Annotated in this window: 10 protein-coding genes and 1 pseudogene; 4 read left to right on the forward strand and 7 right to left on the reverse strand. The window is 69.7% G+C overall.

Annotation, left to right across the window (positions count from 1 at the left end; all coding sequences use genetic code 11):
• Window positions 1-39: 39 nt before the first annotated feature.
• The 3 genes from M3T53_RS02145 to hxlB are packed head-to-tail and all read left to right on the forward strand — an operon-like array spanning window position 40 to window position 2,635.
• Window positions 40-1,023, forward strand: coding sequence for an ABC transporter permease (locus M3T53_RS02145; RefSeq protein ID WP_272432793.1), 984 nt, complete (start codon window positions 40-42; stop codon window positions 1,021-1,023).
• Between the two features lie 4 nt (window positions 1,024-1,027).
• Window positions 1,028-2,053, forward strand: coding sequence for an ABC transporter permease (locus M3T53_RS02150; protein WP_272432794.1), 1,026 nt, complete (start codon window positions 1,028-1,030; stop codon window positions 2,051-2,053).
• 24 nt (window positions 2,054-2,077) lie between these two features.
• Window positions 2,078-2,635, forward strand: coding sequence for a 6-phospho-3-hexuloisomerase (gene hxlB, locus M3T53_RS02155; protein ID WP_272432795.1), 558 nt, complete (start codon window positions 2,078-2,080; stop codon window positions 2,633-2,635).
• A gap of 257 nt (window positions 2,636-2,892) precedes the next feature.
• On the opposite strand, the gene M3T53_RS02160 is transcribed toward hxlB, so the two are convergent.
• The 7 genes from M3T53_RS02160 to M3T53_RS09850 form a co-directional block, all read right to left on the reverse strand.
• On the reverse strand, window positions 2,893-3,750 hold the full coding sequence (locus M3T53_RS02160) for an anchored repeat-type ABC transporter permease subunit (protein WP_272432796.1): 858 nt from the start codon (window positions 3,748-3,750) through the stop codon (window positions 2,893-2,895).
• Window positions 3,750-4,535: an anchored repeat-type ABC transporter ATP-binding subunit gene (locus tag M3T53_RS02165; protein ID WP_272432797.1), complete on the reverse strand. Its 786-nt coding sequence runs from the start codon at window positions 4,533-4,535 to the stop codon at window positions 3,750-3,752. Before M3T53_RS02165 ends, M3T53_RS02160 begins: the two co-directional genes overlap by 1 nt.
• Complete coding sequence (locus M3T53_RS02170; protein WP_272432798.1) at window positions 4,532-5,599, reverse strand: choice-of-anchor M domain-containing protein; 1,068 nt, start codon at window positions 5,597-5,599, stop codon at window positions 4,532-4,534. Before M3T53_RS02170 ends, M3T53_RS02165 begins: the two co-directional genes overlap by 4 nt.
• Before the next feature lie 4 nt (window positions 5,600-5,603).
• The gene (locus M3T53_RS02175) at window positions 5,604-7,274 is read right to left on the reverse strand and encodes an anchored repeat ABC transporter, substrate-binding protein (RefSeq protein WP_272432799.1); all 1,671 of its coding nucleotides are present in this window, start codon (window positions 7,272-7,274) and stop codon (window positions 5,604-5,606) included.
• A gap of 7 nt (window positions 7,275-7,281) precedes the next feature.
• Window positions 7,282-12,021, reverse strand: coding sequence for a TIGR03773 family transporter-associated surface protein (locus M3T53_RS02180; RefSeq protein WP_272432801.1), 4,740 nt, complete (start codon window positions 12,019-12,021; stop codon window positions 7,282-7,284).
• A gap of 346 nt (window positions 12,022-12,367) precedes the next feature.
• The gene (locus M3T53_RS02185) at window positions 12,368-13,066 is read right to left on the reverse strand and encodes an MgtC/SapB family protein (RefSeq protein ID WP_272432802.1); all 699 of its coding nucleotides are present in this window, start codon (window positions 13,064-13,066) and stop codon (window positions 12,368-12,370) included.
• 332 nt (window positions 13,067-13,398) lie between these two features.
• Window positions 13,399-13,719, reverse strand: coding sequence for a hypothetical protein (locus M3T53_RS09850; RefSeq protein ID WP_442866913.1), 321 nt, complete (start codon window positions 13,717-13,719; stop codon window positions 13,399-13,401).
• Between the two features lie 51 nt (window positions 13,720-13,770).
• Here M3T53_RS09850 and M3T53_RS09855 point away from each other — a divergent pair.
• Window positions 13,771-14,139, forward strand: a pseudogene (locus M3T53_RS09855) (AlbA family DNA-binding domain-containing protein); the annotation flags it as partial.
• Between the last annotated feature and the right edge of the window lie 11 nt (window positions 14,140-14,150).

The raw sequence follows: 14,150 nt of genomic DNA on the forward strand, positions 1-14,150 counted from the left end.
AGGATGTTTCGGACGATCTTCAAACGAAAAGCCACTTCGATGGAGAAATACCTATTCGTCGTGGTCCTCGCATACATCGCAGTCGTGGGCATCAAGAATCCCCTGTTCCTGAGCCTCGAAACCCTCTTCGACACCATCCGGTCCGGCTCAACGATGCTGCTGTTCGGCTTCGGGCTCCTCGTCGTCCTCGTCTCAGGAGGACTGGACGTGTCCTTCACGGCGATCGCAGCCGCGAGCGGATACCTCGCGGTACGAGTCCTCCTCGTCGCGGGAATCGACAGCCTCCTCCTCGCCGTGCTCGTCTCAGCCGCGGCGGGCCTCGCGATGGGGATCGTCAACGCGCTCCTCATCCATGCGTTCGGCCTTCACCCGTTGATCGTCACACTCGGAACCCAATCCGTCTTCTACGGCGGAATGGCCCTCACCCTGGGGACGAAATCGTTCTCCTCGAGCCAGATGCCCGATTCCATCGCGCAATTCGGGGCCGCGAGCATCTGGGATGTCGGGAGCGGATCGGGATCGACCTACGGCTTGACGGTCTTCTTCCCGATAGCGGTCCTCATCGGCACCCTCACGTGGTTCCTCCTGTACAGGACCCGTCTGGGAAGAGAGGTCTTCGCCATCGGGAGCGACGCCGACGCAGCGAGTCGTATCGGCGTCAATGTGGCCTTCGTCAGGGGCTTCGTCTACGCGTACTCCGGGATCCTCGCCGGCATCACGGGGGTCATCTACTTCGCGAATCTTCGCTTCGTCAACCCCACGAGCATCGTCGGCTCAGAACTCTTCGTCCTTGCGGCGGTAATCATCGGAGGAGCGACGCTCACCGGGGGCGAGGGCACGATCCTGGGCACGGTCCTGGGGATCGCCGTCGTCCAATTGTTCCAGAACACGCTCGTGTTCCTCGGCCTGTCGTCGAGCTTCAACAACTTCTTCTTCGGCATCGTGCTGCTCATCACCCTGGCCACGATGTACGCGCAGAAGCGCAAGTCGAACCGACGCGAACTGGTTTTCCGGGAGGGCTGACGCGATGCGATTCGGATTCAACGCGAAAAAGGCCACCGAGAAACTGCTTCGCGGCGACCGCGATACCGCGATGCTCGTCACGACCGGACTCATCCTGTATTTCGGGCTCGGTGCCCTCCTTGGGGCGCGCTTCTACTCGATCGCGAACTTCCAGTCGATGGCGATTCAGATGTCGAGTCTTGGACTGCTCTCACTGGCCATGTCTCTGGCAATGCTCTCCGGTGGGATCGACCTCTCGATCGTGTCGATCGCGGCCGTCTCCTCGATCGCGGGAGCCTACGTGATGTCCGGCGACCTCGTCTCGATCACCGCCTCCAACGATCTTCCACTGACATTGGCCGGGATCGTGACGATCCTCATCGTCGCGACCCTGTGCGGGGCGACGAACGGCCTTCTCATCTCGCGCTTCTCGGTCCCGCCGATCCTCGCGACCCTCGGAACAATGATCTTCTTCAGCGGGATCGCCCTCGCCGCCACCAACGGGAACAGCATCGGCGTCGCCACATCGTCGCTCTCCTCTGTCTCGACGCTGACGATCGCCGCGATCCCGATCAGCTTCCTCGTGATCGTGCTGGCCTTCGGGGCGATGTGGTACCTGTTGTCACGCCGGCGCGTGGGCAGGAGGATCTACCTCATCGGGGAATCGATCACCGCCGCGCGCTTCTCCGGGATCCGCACGGACTCGATCAAGTTCCGGGTCTACACGATCTCAGGATTCCTCTCCGGGATCGCCGCAGTGCTGATGCTCGCGTCTCAGAACTCGGCGCGTGAGGGGTTCGGCGAGTCGTACCAGCTTCAAGCGATCCTGGTGGCGGTCCTCGCCGGATTCGACCCCGACGGCGGTCGAGGGCGCGTCCCGAACGTCCTGCTCGCCGTCATCGTCTTGCAGTCCTTGCAGAGCGCGTTCTCCATTCTCGGATACTCCCCGTTCGCGAAAACCTTCGTTTGGGGAGTGCTCCTCCTAGGGGTCATGGTGCTCAATTTCTATCTTCGACGTCGTTCACACCGCCGCTCGGCAACCTTCGGATAATTTCGATACAGGAGGTCTTCTCCCATGCTATTCCCCGAATACTCACGATCCGTTCTCACTGAACTGGCCGCCGTCATGTCCCGGGTCTCCTCGCGTGAGATCGTCGATCTGGCAAACGCGATCTGCTCGGCTCGCCGGATTGTCGTCATCGGAGTCGGTCGCGAGGGCCTCGCCGCTCGAGGACTCACCATGCGATTGGCCCACATAGGCCTCGACTCCCATTGGATCTGGGACGACACGACTCCCGCGCTGGGTGCGGACGACCTGCTCATCGCCGTCTCGGGCTCCGGTGAGATCGGCCATATCGACTACGTGATCGCACGGGCCCAGGAGATCGGCGCGAGCATCGCCGTGGTGACCTCGAATCCCGAGGGCCGGTCGGCCAAACGGGCGACCCATGTGCTGACTATTCCTGCCGCGGCGTTCCTCAGCACCGGGGACATGGTCGAGAGCATCCAACCCATGGGATCGCTATTCGAGCAGTCGGTATGGATCGCCTTCGACTGCCTGATCCTGGACCTCGAACAGCGGAAAGATCTCGATCACGAGGATCTCGTCGGCAGGCATAGGAATCTCGAATGACCTCGATCCGCGAGGCAGGGGCATCCGCCCTCCAATGACGCGAGGCAGGCAGGCATGCTCGCCCAGCGCCGCGGTCCCGGTCCCAGCCTGAGCCTCGCGGTTCTCGACGAGGATCCCCCTCGCGTGGGACACGACTGGCGCACCGCACGCTCCCATGGGCATCCCGATCCCACCGCGAGACCGAGCCCCAGGAAGGAGCACTGAGAACCGGCGGCCCCTCCACCCACCCACGCTTGACCGGGCGGAGGTCGGCGCCCTCAGGCCCGGCCGAGCCTGCGCGCGAGCGCCCCGTGCCGGGGGGCGAAGGCCCACGCCAACGCGAACCCGACCGTCAGCACGAGGACGATCGTCGCCCCCGTCGGCACGTCCACCGACCACGACAGGTAGAGCCCGAGGACCCCCGCCAACGCTCCCAGCGTCGGCGCCAGCCACATCATCGTCCCCAGGCGATCCGTCAGCAGGCGCGCCGTCGCCGCCGGCGTCACGAGGAGCGCGAGGACGAGGATGTTGCCGATCGTCTGCACCGAGATGACGACCGCCAGGGACACCGCCACGTACAGGAGCACGTCGAGGGCCAGGACGTTCAGGCCCGCGGCCCGGGCCGTCTCGCGATCGAGGGACACGGCGACGATCGGCCTGTGGAAGACCGCGAGGAGCCCGACGACGAGGGCCCCTCCCGCGAGCGCCACCGGCACGTCCGAGGCCGGCACCCCCGTGATCGACCCGAAGAGGAAGTCCTGGAGGCTCCCCGCGTACCCGGGAGTCCTCGCGATGACGACGACGCCGAGGGCGAACGCCCCGACGAAGAGGACGCCGATCACCGAATCCTCCTTGAGCCTGCGGTTCTGCGACAGCAGGGCGACGAGGACGGCCGTCGCGACGCCCGCGACGGCGCCGCCCAGGACCAGCGATCCCGAGACGAGGAAGGCGACCGCCAGGCCGGGGAACACCGAGTGGGCGACCGCGTCCCCGATGAACGCCATTCCCCGCAGGACGACGTGGACGCCGACGACGCCGCAGACGACGGCGCACAGGACCGCCATGAGCAGGGCCCGCGGTAGGAAGGCGAGGACCGGGTTGAACAGGTCGTTGATGAAATCGATCGGCGTGAGCATCACGAGACTCCAAGCGCCGCGAGCAGCGGGTTGTCGGGACGGACCGCGAAAGTGCGGATCCACGTGTCGGCGTCGGACAGCTCGGCGGGCGTCCCCGAGGCGACGACCGTCCGGTTGACGAGGTAGAGGCGGTCGCACTGGGCGCGCGCGCCGATGAGGTCGTGGGTCGTCATGAGGACCGCGCACCCCTCCCCCGCCAGGTCGCGGAACAGGTCCATGAGGAGCTCCTGGGTCGGCATGTCGAGGCCGGTGAAGGGCTCGTCGAGGAGGAGCACCGACGGCTCGAGGGCGAGGGCCCGGGCGACGAGGACCCGTTGGCGCTGGCCGCCCGACAGCTCGCCGACGGGCCGGTCGCCCAGGTCCGACATGCCGGTGCGCGCCAGGGCCCGTTCGACGGCGCGGTGGTGCGCGATCCGGGGTCGGGCGAGCAGCCCGAGGCGCACGGTGATCGCCCCGAGGACGGCGTCGCGCACGCTCATGGGGAAGTCCCAGGCGAACTCGTGGCGCTGGGGGACGTACCCGATGGACGTGCCGACGCCCGCCCGACCGGGGCGCCGGGCGCGCGGACCGCCCGCATCGGGGGAGTCCGGGGCCCCGGCGTGCTCGACGGCGCCCGCGACGGCGGGGATCAGGCCGAGGACGGCCCGCAGGAGGGTGGTCTTGCCCGCCCCGTTGGGGCCGATGAGCCCGACGAGCTCCCCGGCGTCGATCTCCAGGTCGACGTCGCGCAGGACGGCCCGACCCCCCAGGTCGACGCCGAGTCCGCGGACGCTCAGCGCCCTCACTCGCCGTCCCCCGCCGCTTCCGCGCCCGGATCGGCGGATCCGGCGGCGCGGGCCTCGGCGATCGCGGCGGCGCGATCGCGGACGCTGGCCCGGCGGCGGACCCACACGAGGAGCCCCCCGACGATCCCGGCGACGACGACGGCCCCGGCGATCCATATCGTCGCCCGCGACGAGGCCGGCTCCCGCCCGGCGTCGACGGGCTGCGCCTCGTCCTCGCGCTCGTCGGCGCCGTCCCGGGCGTCGGAGCCCTGAGCCCGGGGCTCGTCGTCCGTCCCGGCCGACTGGGCGGACGCCGCGTCGCCCGGCTCGGGGGCCGCGGCCGCGAGCGCCTCGTCGACGGAGGTCTGCGAGCCGACGGCGAAGCGCAGGACGGTCGACGCCGAGACCTTCGACCCGTCGAGGGCGTCGGCGGAGAAGGTCAGGGCCGCGGTGTAGACGCCCGGCTCGGTGAACACCCAGTTCGCGTGGACGTGCGTGTTGACGTCGACCCACACGTCCTGCGCCTCGTCCTTCTGCCCGTCGACGAGGAGAAGGGGCTCTCCGAAGGTCCCGTTCTGCAGGAACATCCACGACCGCCCCGGGCCGCGGACGGGGCCGATGCTCATCGTCGCGCCCCGGTCGACGAGGCCGACGACGCCGGGGTCCTGGGTGCTCCACCCGAGCCAGACGACATCGGCGAGCTGGGTCTGGGGGATGACGTACCACTGCTCGCCGGCGGTGGCGCCCATGAACGAGTACTCGGGCCCGGTGGGGGCGTCGAGGAGGCCGGCGTCGGAGACGACGAGGACGGTCTGGTCGGGGTCGCGCCACACCGGCTCGGTCCCGGAGTCGTCGCGCATGGCGACGGTCCACTGCCCGTCGACGAGGCGCGGGCCGAGGTCGACGTGCCCGCGGACGATCGACACCGGCCCCTCGCCGGAGGCCTCGTCGGCTCCGACGCTCTGATCGAGGGCGGGGTCGTCCGCGCCGTCGCCGGGGGCCGCGTGGACGCCCGGTCCTCCCAGGAGCGCGGCGCACGCGAGGGCGGCGCCGAGGGCGAGGGCGCGAAATCGGTGGGTTCTCACAGGGTCATTCCTCTTCGGGGTCGTGCCCGCCGAGGCAGCGGGCGAGGGACTGGGCGTTGAATCGCATCATGTCGACGTAGGTGGGGGCGGTGGCGTCGAGCGTATCCCCGTACAGGGGGCACACCCGGACGCCGGCCTCCTGGGCCGTCGTGCGCAGGGTCGAGCGGGTCCGGGCGAGGTTCGGTTCGAGGAACACCGCGGGGATGTCGAGGTCGTCGAGGGTGGCGGCCAGGCGGATCCGGTCGGCGACGCTCGGCTCGACGCCGGGGTTGGGGGCGACAAAGCCGGCGACGTCGAGGCCGTAGGCGTTGGCGAGGTACCCGTAGGCGTCGTTGGTCGTCACGAGGCGGCGCCGCTCGGGGGGGATCGTCGCGATCGTCGCGGCGACCTCGGCGTCGACCTCGTCGAGGAGCGCGGCGTAGGCGGCGGCGTTGCGCCGGTAGTCGTCGGCCCCGTCGGGGTCGGCGGCGATGAGGGCGTCGCGGATGACGCGCACGTAGGCGGCCGCGTTGTGGGCGTCGTGCCACAGGTGGGGGTCGATCTCTCCGTGGACGTGCTTGCCGAGGACGGCCTGGGGCAGGACGTAGGCGTCGGATCCGGGCGCTCCGAGGAAGCGGAATCCGGGGGCCCCGGGGATCTGCGTGAGGGTGCGGGTCGGCACGTCGATGACGACGTCGTCGAGGTCGACGACCTCCATGCCGGGAGCGAGGGGCGCGTCCCGCTTCGACGAGCGCTCCTCGTCGTCCGGGCCGCCTCCCGGCGCCGGTGCGAGGGCGCCCTCGTCCACGGCGAGGGCGACGCCCCCGCGCTCGAGGTCGACGGTGATATCCGCGTGGCCCGCCGACAGGATCCTGCGCCCCTCGGCGGCGGCCACCTCGTCGGGGGCGACGCCGACGGCGAAGACCGCGGTGGCGCCGTCGAGGACGACGGGCCGATCGCCCTCGCGGGCGCGCAGCCGCGCCTCGAAGGGGATCCGGTAGACGCCGGGGGCGGTGAAGGCCCAGCTCATGTGCTGGTGGGCGTCGGCCGGCAGGACGGAGGTGTCGTCCGCGTACCCGGAGGCGGGATCGAATCCGTCGGAGGAGGCGAAGCCGATGTCGGGGGCCCCGAAGGAGGTCGTCAGGTAGGAGGCGGCGTCGCCGGGCCCGTCGACGCCGGTGGCGATGAGGTCGATGGTCGAGGCCCGGTCGGCCCCGTACTGGGAGCCGGTGCCCAGGACCCTCATGCCGAGCCACACGGTGTCGAGGGAGCGGTCCTCGATGAGGGGGAGGATCGTCGCCCCCTCCTTGGCGGCCTCCTCGGCGACCGAGACGGAGGTCGCGGTGGGGGGCAGGTTGGCGTCGAGGGCCCGGATGATGGCGTGCTCCTCGAGGAGGAGGTAGTTCGAGAAGGCGACGTCGGCGTAGGCGACGTCGCGGATGGTCCGCAGGCTCGGCTCCCACGAGTGGGGGTCGGCGCCGTCGGGAACCATCTGGGTGACGGTCGCCCGGTCTCCGGCGACGTTGCGCACGAGGTCGGCGAGGATGCCCGTCGTCGTCGCGACGCGCAGCTCGCCGTCGTCGGCCGGGTCGGAGGACAGGGCGGGGGCGGAGCAGGAGGACGCGGCCAGGACGGCGGTCAGCGCGAGAACTGCGCCGACCGCCGCCCGGGCGATCCGATGGGGGTTGGAGGTCACCCCGGCATCACCACCGCATCGCCGACGGGCGCCGGCGCGACGCCGCGAGGACCGCGAGGCCGCCGAGGGCGACGAGGCCGGATAGGACGAGCACCGAGGAGGCGTCGGAGCCGGTGCGGGCCAGGTCGGCCGCGGTGAGCTCGCAGGGCTGGCCGCTGGGGGTGCGCCCGACGACCTCCTTGACGATGGGCAGGCCGTTGGGGCCCTTCTCGCCGGTGGGCGTCAGCTTCCCCGCGGCCCCGGTGCCCGCGACCGACCCTTTGAGGGAGCCGGACTTGGGCGTGACCTTCATGGAGATCGTCAGGCGGTAGTCGCCGGGCTCGGTGAACAACCAGTTCTGGTGGGCGTGGGTATTCGCCGGGAGGGTGTAGGACGACCCCGCGCCGTCGAAGATGTGGGATCCCACTCCTGAGCCGAGGCTGCCGGCGTTGAAGACCGCGACCTTGCCGGGGCCCTGGACGTCGACGAGGGTGAATACGACCTCGCCGGAGGTCTGGTTGACGATCTCCTCGCGCTGGGAGTTCATCCCCAGCCAGGGGACGCCGGCGATCTGCGTCGACGGGATCATCCAGATGTCCGATCCGGGGGAGGCGACGAAAGAGACGTCGGCGGGGGCCTTCATCTTGGCCGCATCGCCCAGGGCGAAGGTCAGCGACCCGGGGTCGACCCACGAGGCCGGCTGGCTGCGATCGTCCTTGATGCGGGCGACGACCGTCCCGTCCTCGATGGCGGGTCCGAGGTCGAAGTGGCCCTCGGTGACGTTGCCCGCGCCTCCGACCGAGAAGTTCAGGGTCGCAGTGGCGGTGTTGGCCTCGCCCGCCGCGGAGCCCAAGGACAGGTTCTTCGCCTCGTCCTCGGTGGCCTCGCGAGTGATGGTCGTCGGGAGGCACTGCTCCTTGGCGATGCCCGCGCGCGCGTTCGACCCGCCGGTCGTCCCCGTCGATCCGCCGGCGCCGTCGGCTCCGCCTGTTCCACTGCCCCCGTCGGACCGGGGGTCTGTGGGCTGGGGGCCGTTGCCGCTGGCGTCCGGGACGGCGGTTGCTGCGGTGACGGCGAACGCGGCGGAAAGGCCGTCGCGGCCCCGGATCGTCACCTCGTGCGTGCCGGGCTCGAAGTCGGCGGGAACGGTCCACGTGGCGCGAGCCGTTCCCGCGGCGTCCGACGTGACGGCGGGGAGCTCAACGGTCTGGGAGTGGACCTCGAAGACGACCGGGGAATCGGGCTCCACGCCGGTGGCGGTGAAGACGATCGTCCCGCCCTGGGCCACCTCGGTCCGGTCGACGGCGATCGTCGGGGCGTTGGCGCATGCGCTCTGATCGCCCACGTCGATCGTGTACGTGCGGGCCGGGGCCTGGGCGACGGTCCCGTCGGCCTTGGCGGCGCTGGCCTTGACCGTCAGCACGTAGCGGCCGGCCGTGGAGAACACCCAGTTGACGTGCTTGTGGGCCGGGTAGTCCTGGGTGATCGTCGCCCCCTCGGGCGCGAGCTCGAAGCCGCCGTCCTTGAGGACCGACTCCGCTCCGCGGAACGGGTCGACGGTGAACGCGTGGATCGATCCCCCGTAGGGGCCGACGTAGGAGACGTCGAAGGCGGCGCTCTCGTATCCGCCGGCGCGGATCGCGAGCGTGTCCCATCCGGGCCACAGGACGGTCGCCTGGTCGTTGCCGCTCTGATCGAGGACGTACCCGGATGCCGGGAGGGTCTCGATGCTCGCGCGGATCGTCTCGGGGATGTCCTGCCGCGTCGACTGCTTGACCTTGAGGAGGACCTTCTCCGGCTCGCGCATCGTCCCCAGGGCCGTGACGTCCTCCTTGATCTTGAGGGTCAGCGCGCCGGCCTCGTCGGACGCGAGATCGAAGATGTCGGCGTGGCCGTGATCGAGCGCGATATCGGCCCCCTTGGGCAGCGACGCCATCGCCTCGCAGGTGGTGAACTCCCCTGTCGGGGCGGGCCGGGGCTGCGGCTTCGCGTCGGGCGTGGCGTCCGGCTCCGGCTTGGTATCGGGCTGGTGCGTGGCGTCCGGCTCCGGCTTCGCGTCGGGTTGGGGCTTCGGCGACTCGTCCGGCGCGGGATCCGGGGAGGGGGCGGAACCGCATGCCGCGGCCACGGCCTCGTCGCCGACGGCGTAGTACACGTCGAAGAACGCGTACATGCGCTCGGGCCATCCGGAGTCCTTGGCGTACTCGGCCTTCCACAGGTTGCTCATCCGGTAGATGCCGGGCTTGTTGACCGAGGTCGCCAGGTGACGGTGGGAGGCCTCCCTGAAGATGATCTTCTCCGACTCGTTGAGTCGCGATCCGAGGCCCGCGGCCGAGCCCGTGCCGGGGCGCAGCGTCATCCGCGCATTGGCCCCGAGCATCGGGTCGTAGTCCCACAGGACCATCGTGCCGGGGCCCTCGTACTCCTCGGTGTAGAAGCCGACGCCGTCGGCGGTGACCTTCGAGTAGTCGATGCCCTCGGTGTTGAACCCGAGCCAGACGAGGCCCTCCTTCTGGACCTCGGGCAGGGTCCAGATCGTCGCCCCGGCGCTCCCGAGGACGCTGAGGGCGGCCTTGGGGCCGATCGGGGCGAGCACGGACGAGGCCGAATCCGGCACCGGCACGACGACCGTGTGGGATTCGCGCTTCTTCGCCGGGGAGACGGTGTCGTCCTTGAGGAACGAGGTCATCTGGCCCTTGTCGTCGGTGACGACCGACAGGTCGTGGTGCCCGGGGGCCAGGCACTCGTAGGTGCCCTTGGCGGGCAGGGCGACGGTGTCGATGTCGGCGTCTTCCTCGGACGGCGCCCCCGGGGTCGTCGGGCCCGCGGGGGTTCCGCCGGCGAACGCCTCGGCGGGCGTCGTGATCTTCGCCCCGGCGGTCGTGCAGTCGGGCAGGTCGACGTCCTTGTCCTCGCCGACGAGCCACAGGGTGTCGTAGTCCTTCGAGGTGATCGTCTCGCCGGACTTGCTCTTGGCGGTCGCGCGCCAGGTCACGGTGTATCGACCGGGCTCGGTGAAGGACCAGTTGAGGTGCCCGTGGCCGCCCGGGACGATCCGCGAGACCCGCTTATCGGGATTCGCGGAGTTGAAGTCCTCCTGGACGAAGTCGGCGCCCGAGCGCCACACGGACATGACGCCGGGGCCCGTGACGGAGACCAGTTCGAGCTTGACGGTGTCGGGGTCGATCGTCGAGGGGACCTGTCCGGCGCCGTAGCCGGCCCAGATCGGCCGGTGGCCGTCGTAGTACTGGCCGGGTCCGTTCCACAGGATGTCGCCGGGCTTGCCGAGGAAGGACAGGGAGTTGTCGGCCGGCAGCTTGATGCGGGAGACCTCGCGGCCCGAGGCATCGGCGTCGGGGCCCAGTCGCATCGCGACCTCGGAGGCGGGGCGCACGTTCTCGGCCGGACCGTCGACGACATCGACGGTGAAGTTGCCGAGCTCGTCGTTCCAGGAGATGTGGGCGGCGTCGACGTGCTTGCGGTAGAGCATGTCGCGACCGGTCTTCGGGTCCTTCTGGTTGCCGCCGGCGGGCTTGTCGGCCAGGCACGCCGAGGCGACGCCGGGGGTCGCGGAGGGCGCGGCCGGGTTCTCAGCCGGGTCGCCCGCGTCGGGGTCCTCCGCCGGCGCGGGCTGGGGCGTCGGCGCGGGCTGGGAGCCGTCCGGGTTGAGCACGGTGAAGGAGACGGAGACGCTGCGCGTGCCGGAGCGGGCGATGAGCGTGTGACGGCCGGGGGTCATGTCCTCGGGGATCGCGTATTCGAGGACGGCGTCCTCGTCCGTGACGGTCGCCGAGCCGATATTCGTGCCGTCGATGAGGAACTCGACCTGGGCGCCTTCGGAGAATCCGGAGGCCCAGGGGTCGAGGCTCTCGCCGGGCTTAAGGGATGAGGGGATGTCGACGGAGGGCGCGCCGTCTGAAGCAGAGTCGCCGTTCGAGGCCGGGTCGTCGGCGCCGTCGGGGATCGCGTCATCGGATCCGGGGGCGACGGGCCCGCTCGGGCCGGGAGCCTCGGGCGATTCGGACGGATCGTCCGCCTGGCCGGCGATGGCGGCGTCGCCGACCTTGAAGGTGATGCTCAGCGGCTCCGTGCGCTGGGAGTACATCGACCCCGCGCCGGAGGCGTTCGCCGTGGCCGTCAGGGTGTAGGTGCCGGGCTTGGTGAAGATCCAGGTCGCCGATCCCCTGGCGGTCTCGGTGACGACGATCTTGTCGTTGTTCTTGGCCCCGGAGTCCCCCTCCGCGGAGCCTCGTTCCATGTCGAACCTGCCGCTGTCGAGGATCGCGACGGGGGAGGAGGACGTCGTCGAGTGGACGAGGATCTTGCCCCCCTCCGGGCCCGTGTAGTTGAAGCGGTAGGTCATCTTGGTGTAGCCGGCGGCGCTCAGGGCCGTCGTGTCCCACCACAGGCCCAGGCCCGAGGGGGACGAGGCGGTCGGTCCGACGACATAGCCGGAGCCCCCGCCCAGGGCCGGGTCGAGCTTCGCGACGAGGGCGGAGTCCCGCACGCCGATGGCGGTCTTCGCCGTGTCGATGGGGGCGTCGCCGCTGCGGGCGTCGAGTGCGAGGCCGCCGAGGTCGTTGGGGGCGGTCAAACGCCACAGGGTGACGTCTCCGGAGGTGATGGGCTGAGCGGTGTCCGCCGCGTGAGCGGGCGAGCCTGCGGAGGGAACGATGACGCCGAGCACCGCGAGCGCGATGACGCTCAGTACGGCGACGAGTCGTGCCCCTGCCGACACCCGGTGCGACGTGTGGAGACGGGAGGACATGATGACCCTTCTAGCTATCAATTGGGAATCATTCTCATTCTACACATGAGATCGCTGCGCTCCGGATCAGGCCCTCGGACGGGGACCACCGGCGGATCCATCGGCGCGCGAGCGCGAGCCCCTACCACCGCCGATCAGCACCGGGCCTCCCTCACTGCCGCCTCTGGCACGACTCCCCCCGCCACCGACGATGAACATGGCCCAGAACACGCCCGATGCGGTCAACCGACAGCCCGGCGACCAGCTCTTAGCCGCGCCGATCCGCGCGCAGGCGCGCCGCCGAGGCGCACGGGACGACCGGAGAGCGCCCTCGCCTCCCGGCCCATCGGCACCGAACGGTCCACCGTCAGTCCAGAACCGCCCGCTCCACACGGTCGACCGCATTGACGCCCTCGAGATCCGCGAGGGCCCGGACGAGCGCATCCTGCGGATGGGGCCCCTCGAATCTCATGACGACCCGCATCCCCTCGCCGTCCTCGGTGCGGATCGACTCCGTCGAGTTCACCGTCGCCGTGTACCCGTGGTGCGTGGCCGTCAGGAGGATCGACCGCATCACCCCGCGCCCGGCCTCGTACTCGACGACGACCCGGTCGTCGCGGTGGCTCGACGGCAGCTTGGCGACGAGCGGGCCGATGAGGAAGACGAGGAGGAAGTGCAGGACGAGCGCGGCCGCCGCCAAGAGCGCCAGGCCGGCGCCGCACGCCACCCCGATCGCCGCCGACACCCACACGGTCGCCGCCGTCGTCAACCCCTTGACCGTGTCGTTGTTGACGAAGATGACGCCCGCGCCCAGGAATCCGATGCCCGAGACGATCTGGGCGGCCAGGCGCGACGGGTCCGGCACGGCGCCTCCCCCGGCATCGGCGAACCCGTGCATCGACACGAGGGTGAACAAGCACGACCCCATGCCGACGAGGACGTGCGTCTTCACCCCCGCATCCTTCAGGTGGTAGTGGCGCTCCAGGCCGAGGGGGAAGCACAGGGCGAGCGTCATCCCCAGGGCCGCCAGGCCCGGGAGGAAGTGGGCGACGGTGAAGGGGTACATGCGTTCTCCTGTCTCTCGATCCTGCCCGGAGCCTCCCCGAGGTCTCCGCGGCCGTGGCCCGGGTGGACAGGCCAGTCGAGGAGCTGAGCTTCCGGAAAAGCTTCGTTCATCATGCCAGTACGCCGTTTGGCCGACTCCCGGGTTATCGGCGGATTGAGTCTGACGAGGGCTGCGACGACCTCGTCGAGGATCCGATCGGACCATCTTCGCGACGTCGAAGATCCCATCAACATCACACCAGCTTCCCGCATTGGCGAGTTCAGTGGGATGCCCCGTGGGAAGCTGTCTCCGCGCCCCGTCCCAGTCTCGGTCGCGAACCTCGGAGCGAAGCCCTACTCCCCCGCCTCGATCCTCTCGGCGAGGTCGTCGTCGGGGAACCACACGAAGGTCTTGCCCCTCTTCACGAAGTCGATGAAGCCGCGCCCCTCAAGATCCTTGAGGTCGTTGCGCGCGGTCTGAAGGGAGACTCCATGGGTGCGCCGATGCTCCTGCACGGTCGTCGTGGCCCCCGGATCCCTGGCGAATGCCTCAAGAAACGCGATCTGCCGGACCAGCGGAGGGACGTAGGGGCCGTCCGCATCCGCGCCGGTCGCGTTCGCGAACGCGCAGAGAGCCTCCATCCTTCCGGGCAGTTCTTCGGCCGAGGGCGGCACGTGAAGGATCGGATCCTCCCCCGAATCACCACCTACTGCTAGTCTTACAATGTGACTATCAATGATAGTTTGATTCTGACGGAGGAAACGCTTCCTCGCATCGTTCAGGCGCTTCGCAGGCGCGGAGGCGACTCGACCACGATCGAAGTCAAGTCCGCACAGGACGGATGCCCGAAGCTTGGCCCCACGCTCAGCGCATTCGGCAATATGCCCGGCGGGGGAACGATCATCCTCGGCCTCGATGAGCATCGCGGATTCAAACCGGTTGAACTCACCGATATCGCAGTACTCGAACAGGGGGTGGCCGGGCAGGCGCGCGACGCCGTGGAACCTCCAGTCACATGCTCTTTCAGCACAGTCAAGTTCGAAGGTCACGAGATTCTCATCGTCGGTGTCGAAGGAGTCCCACTCTCCCATCGACCAGTCTTCTA

Source organism: Actinomyces sp. B33 (assembly GCF_028437565.1).
Lineage (GTDB): Bacteria > Actinomycetota > Actinomycetes > Actinomycetales > Actinomycetaceae > Pauljensenia.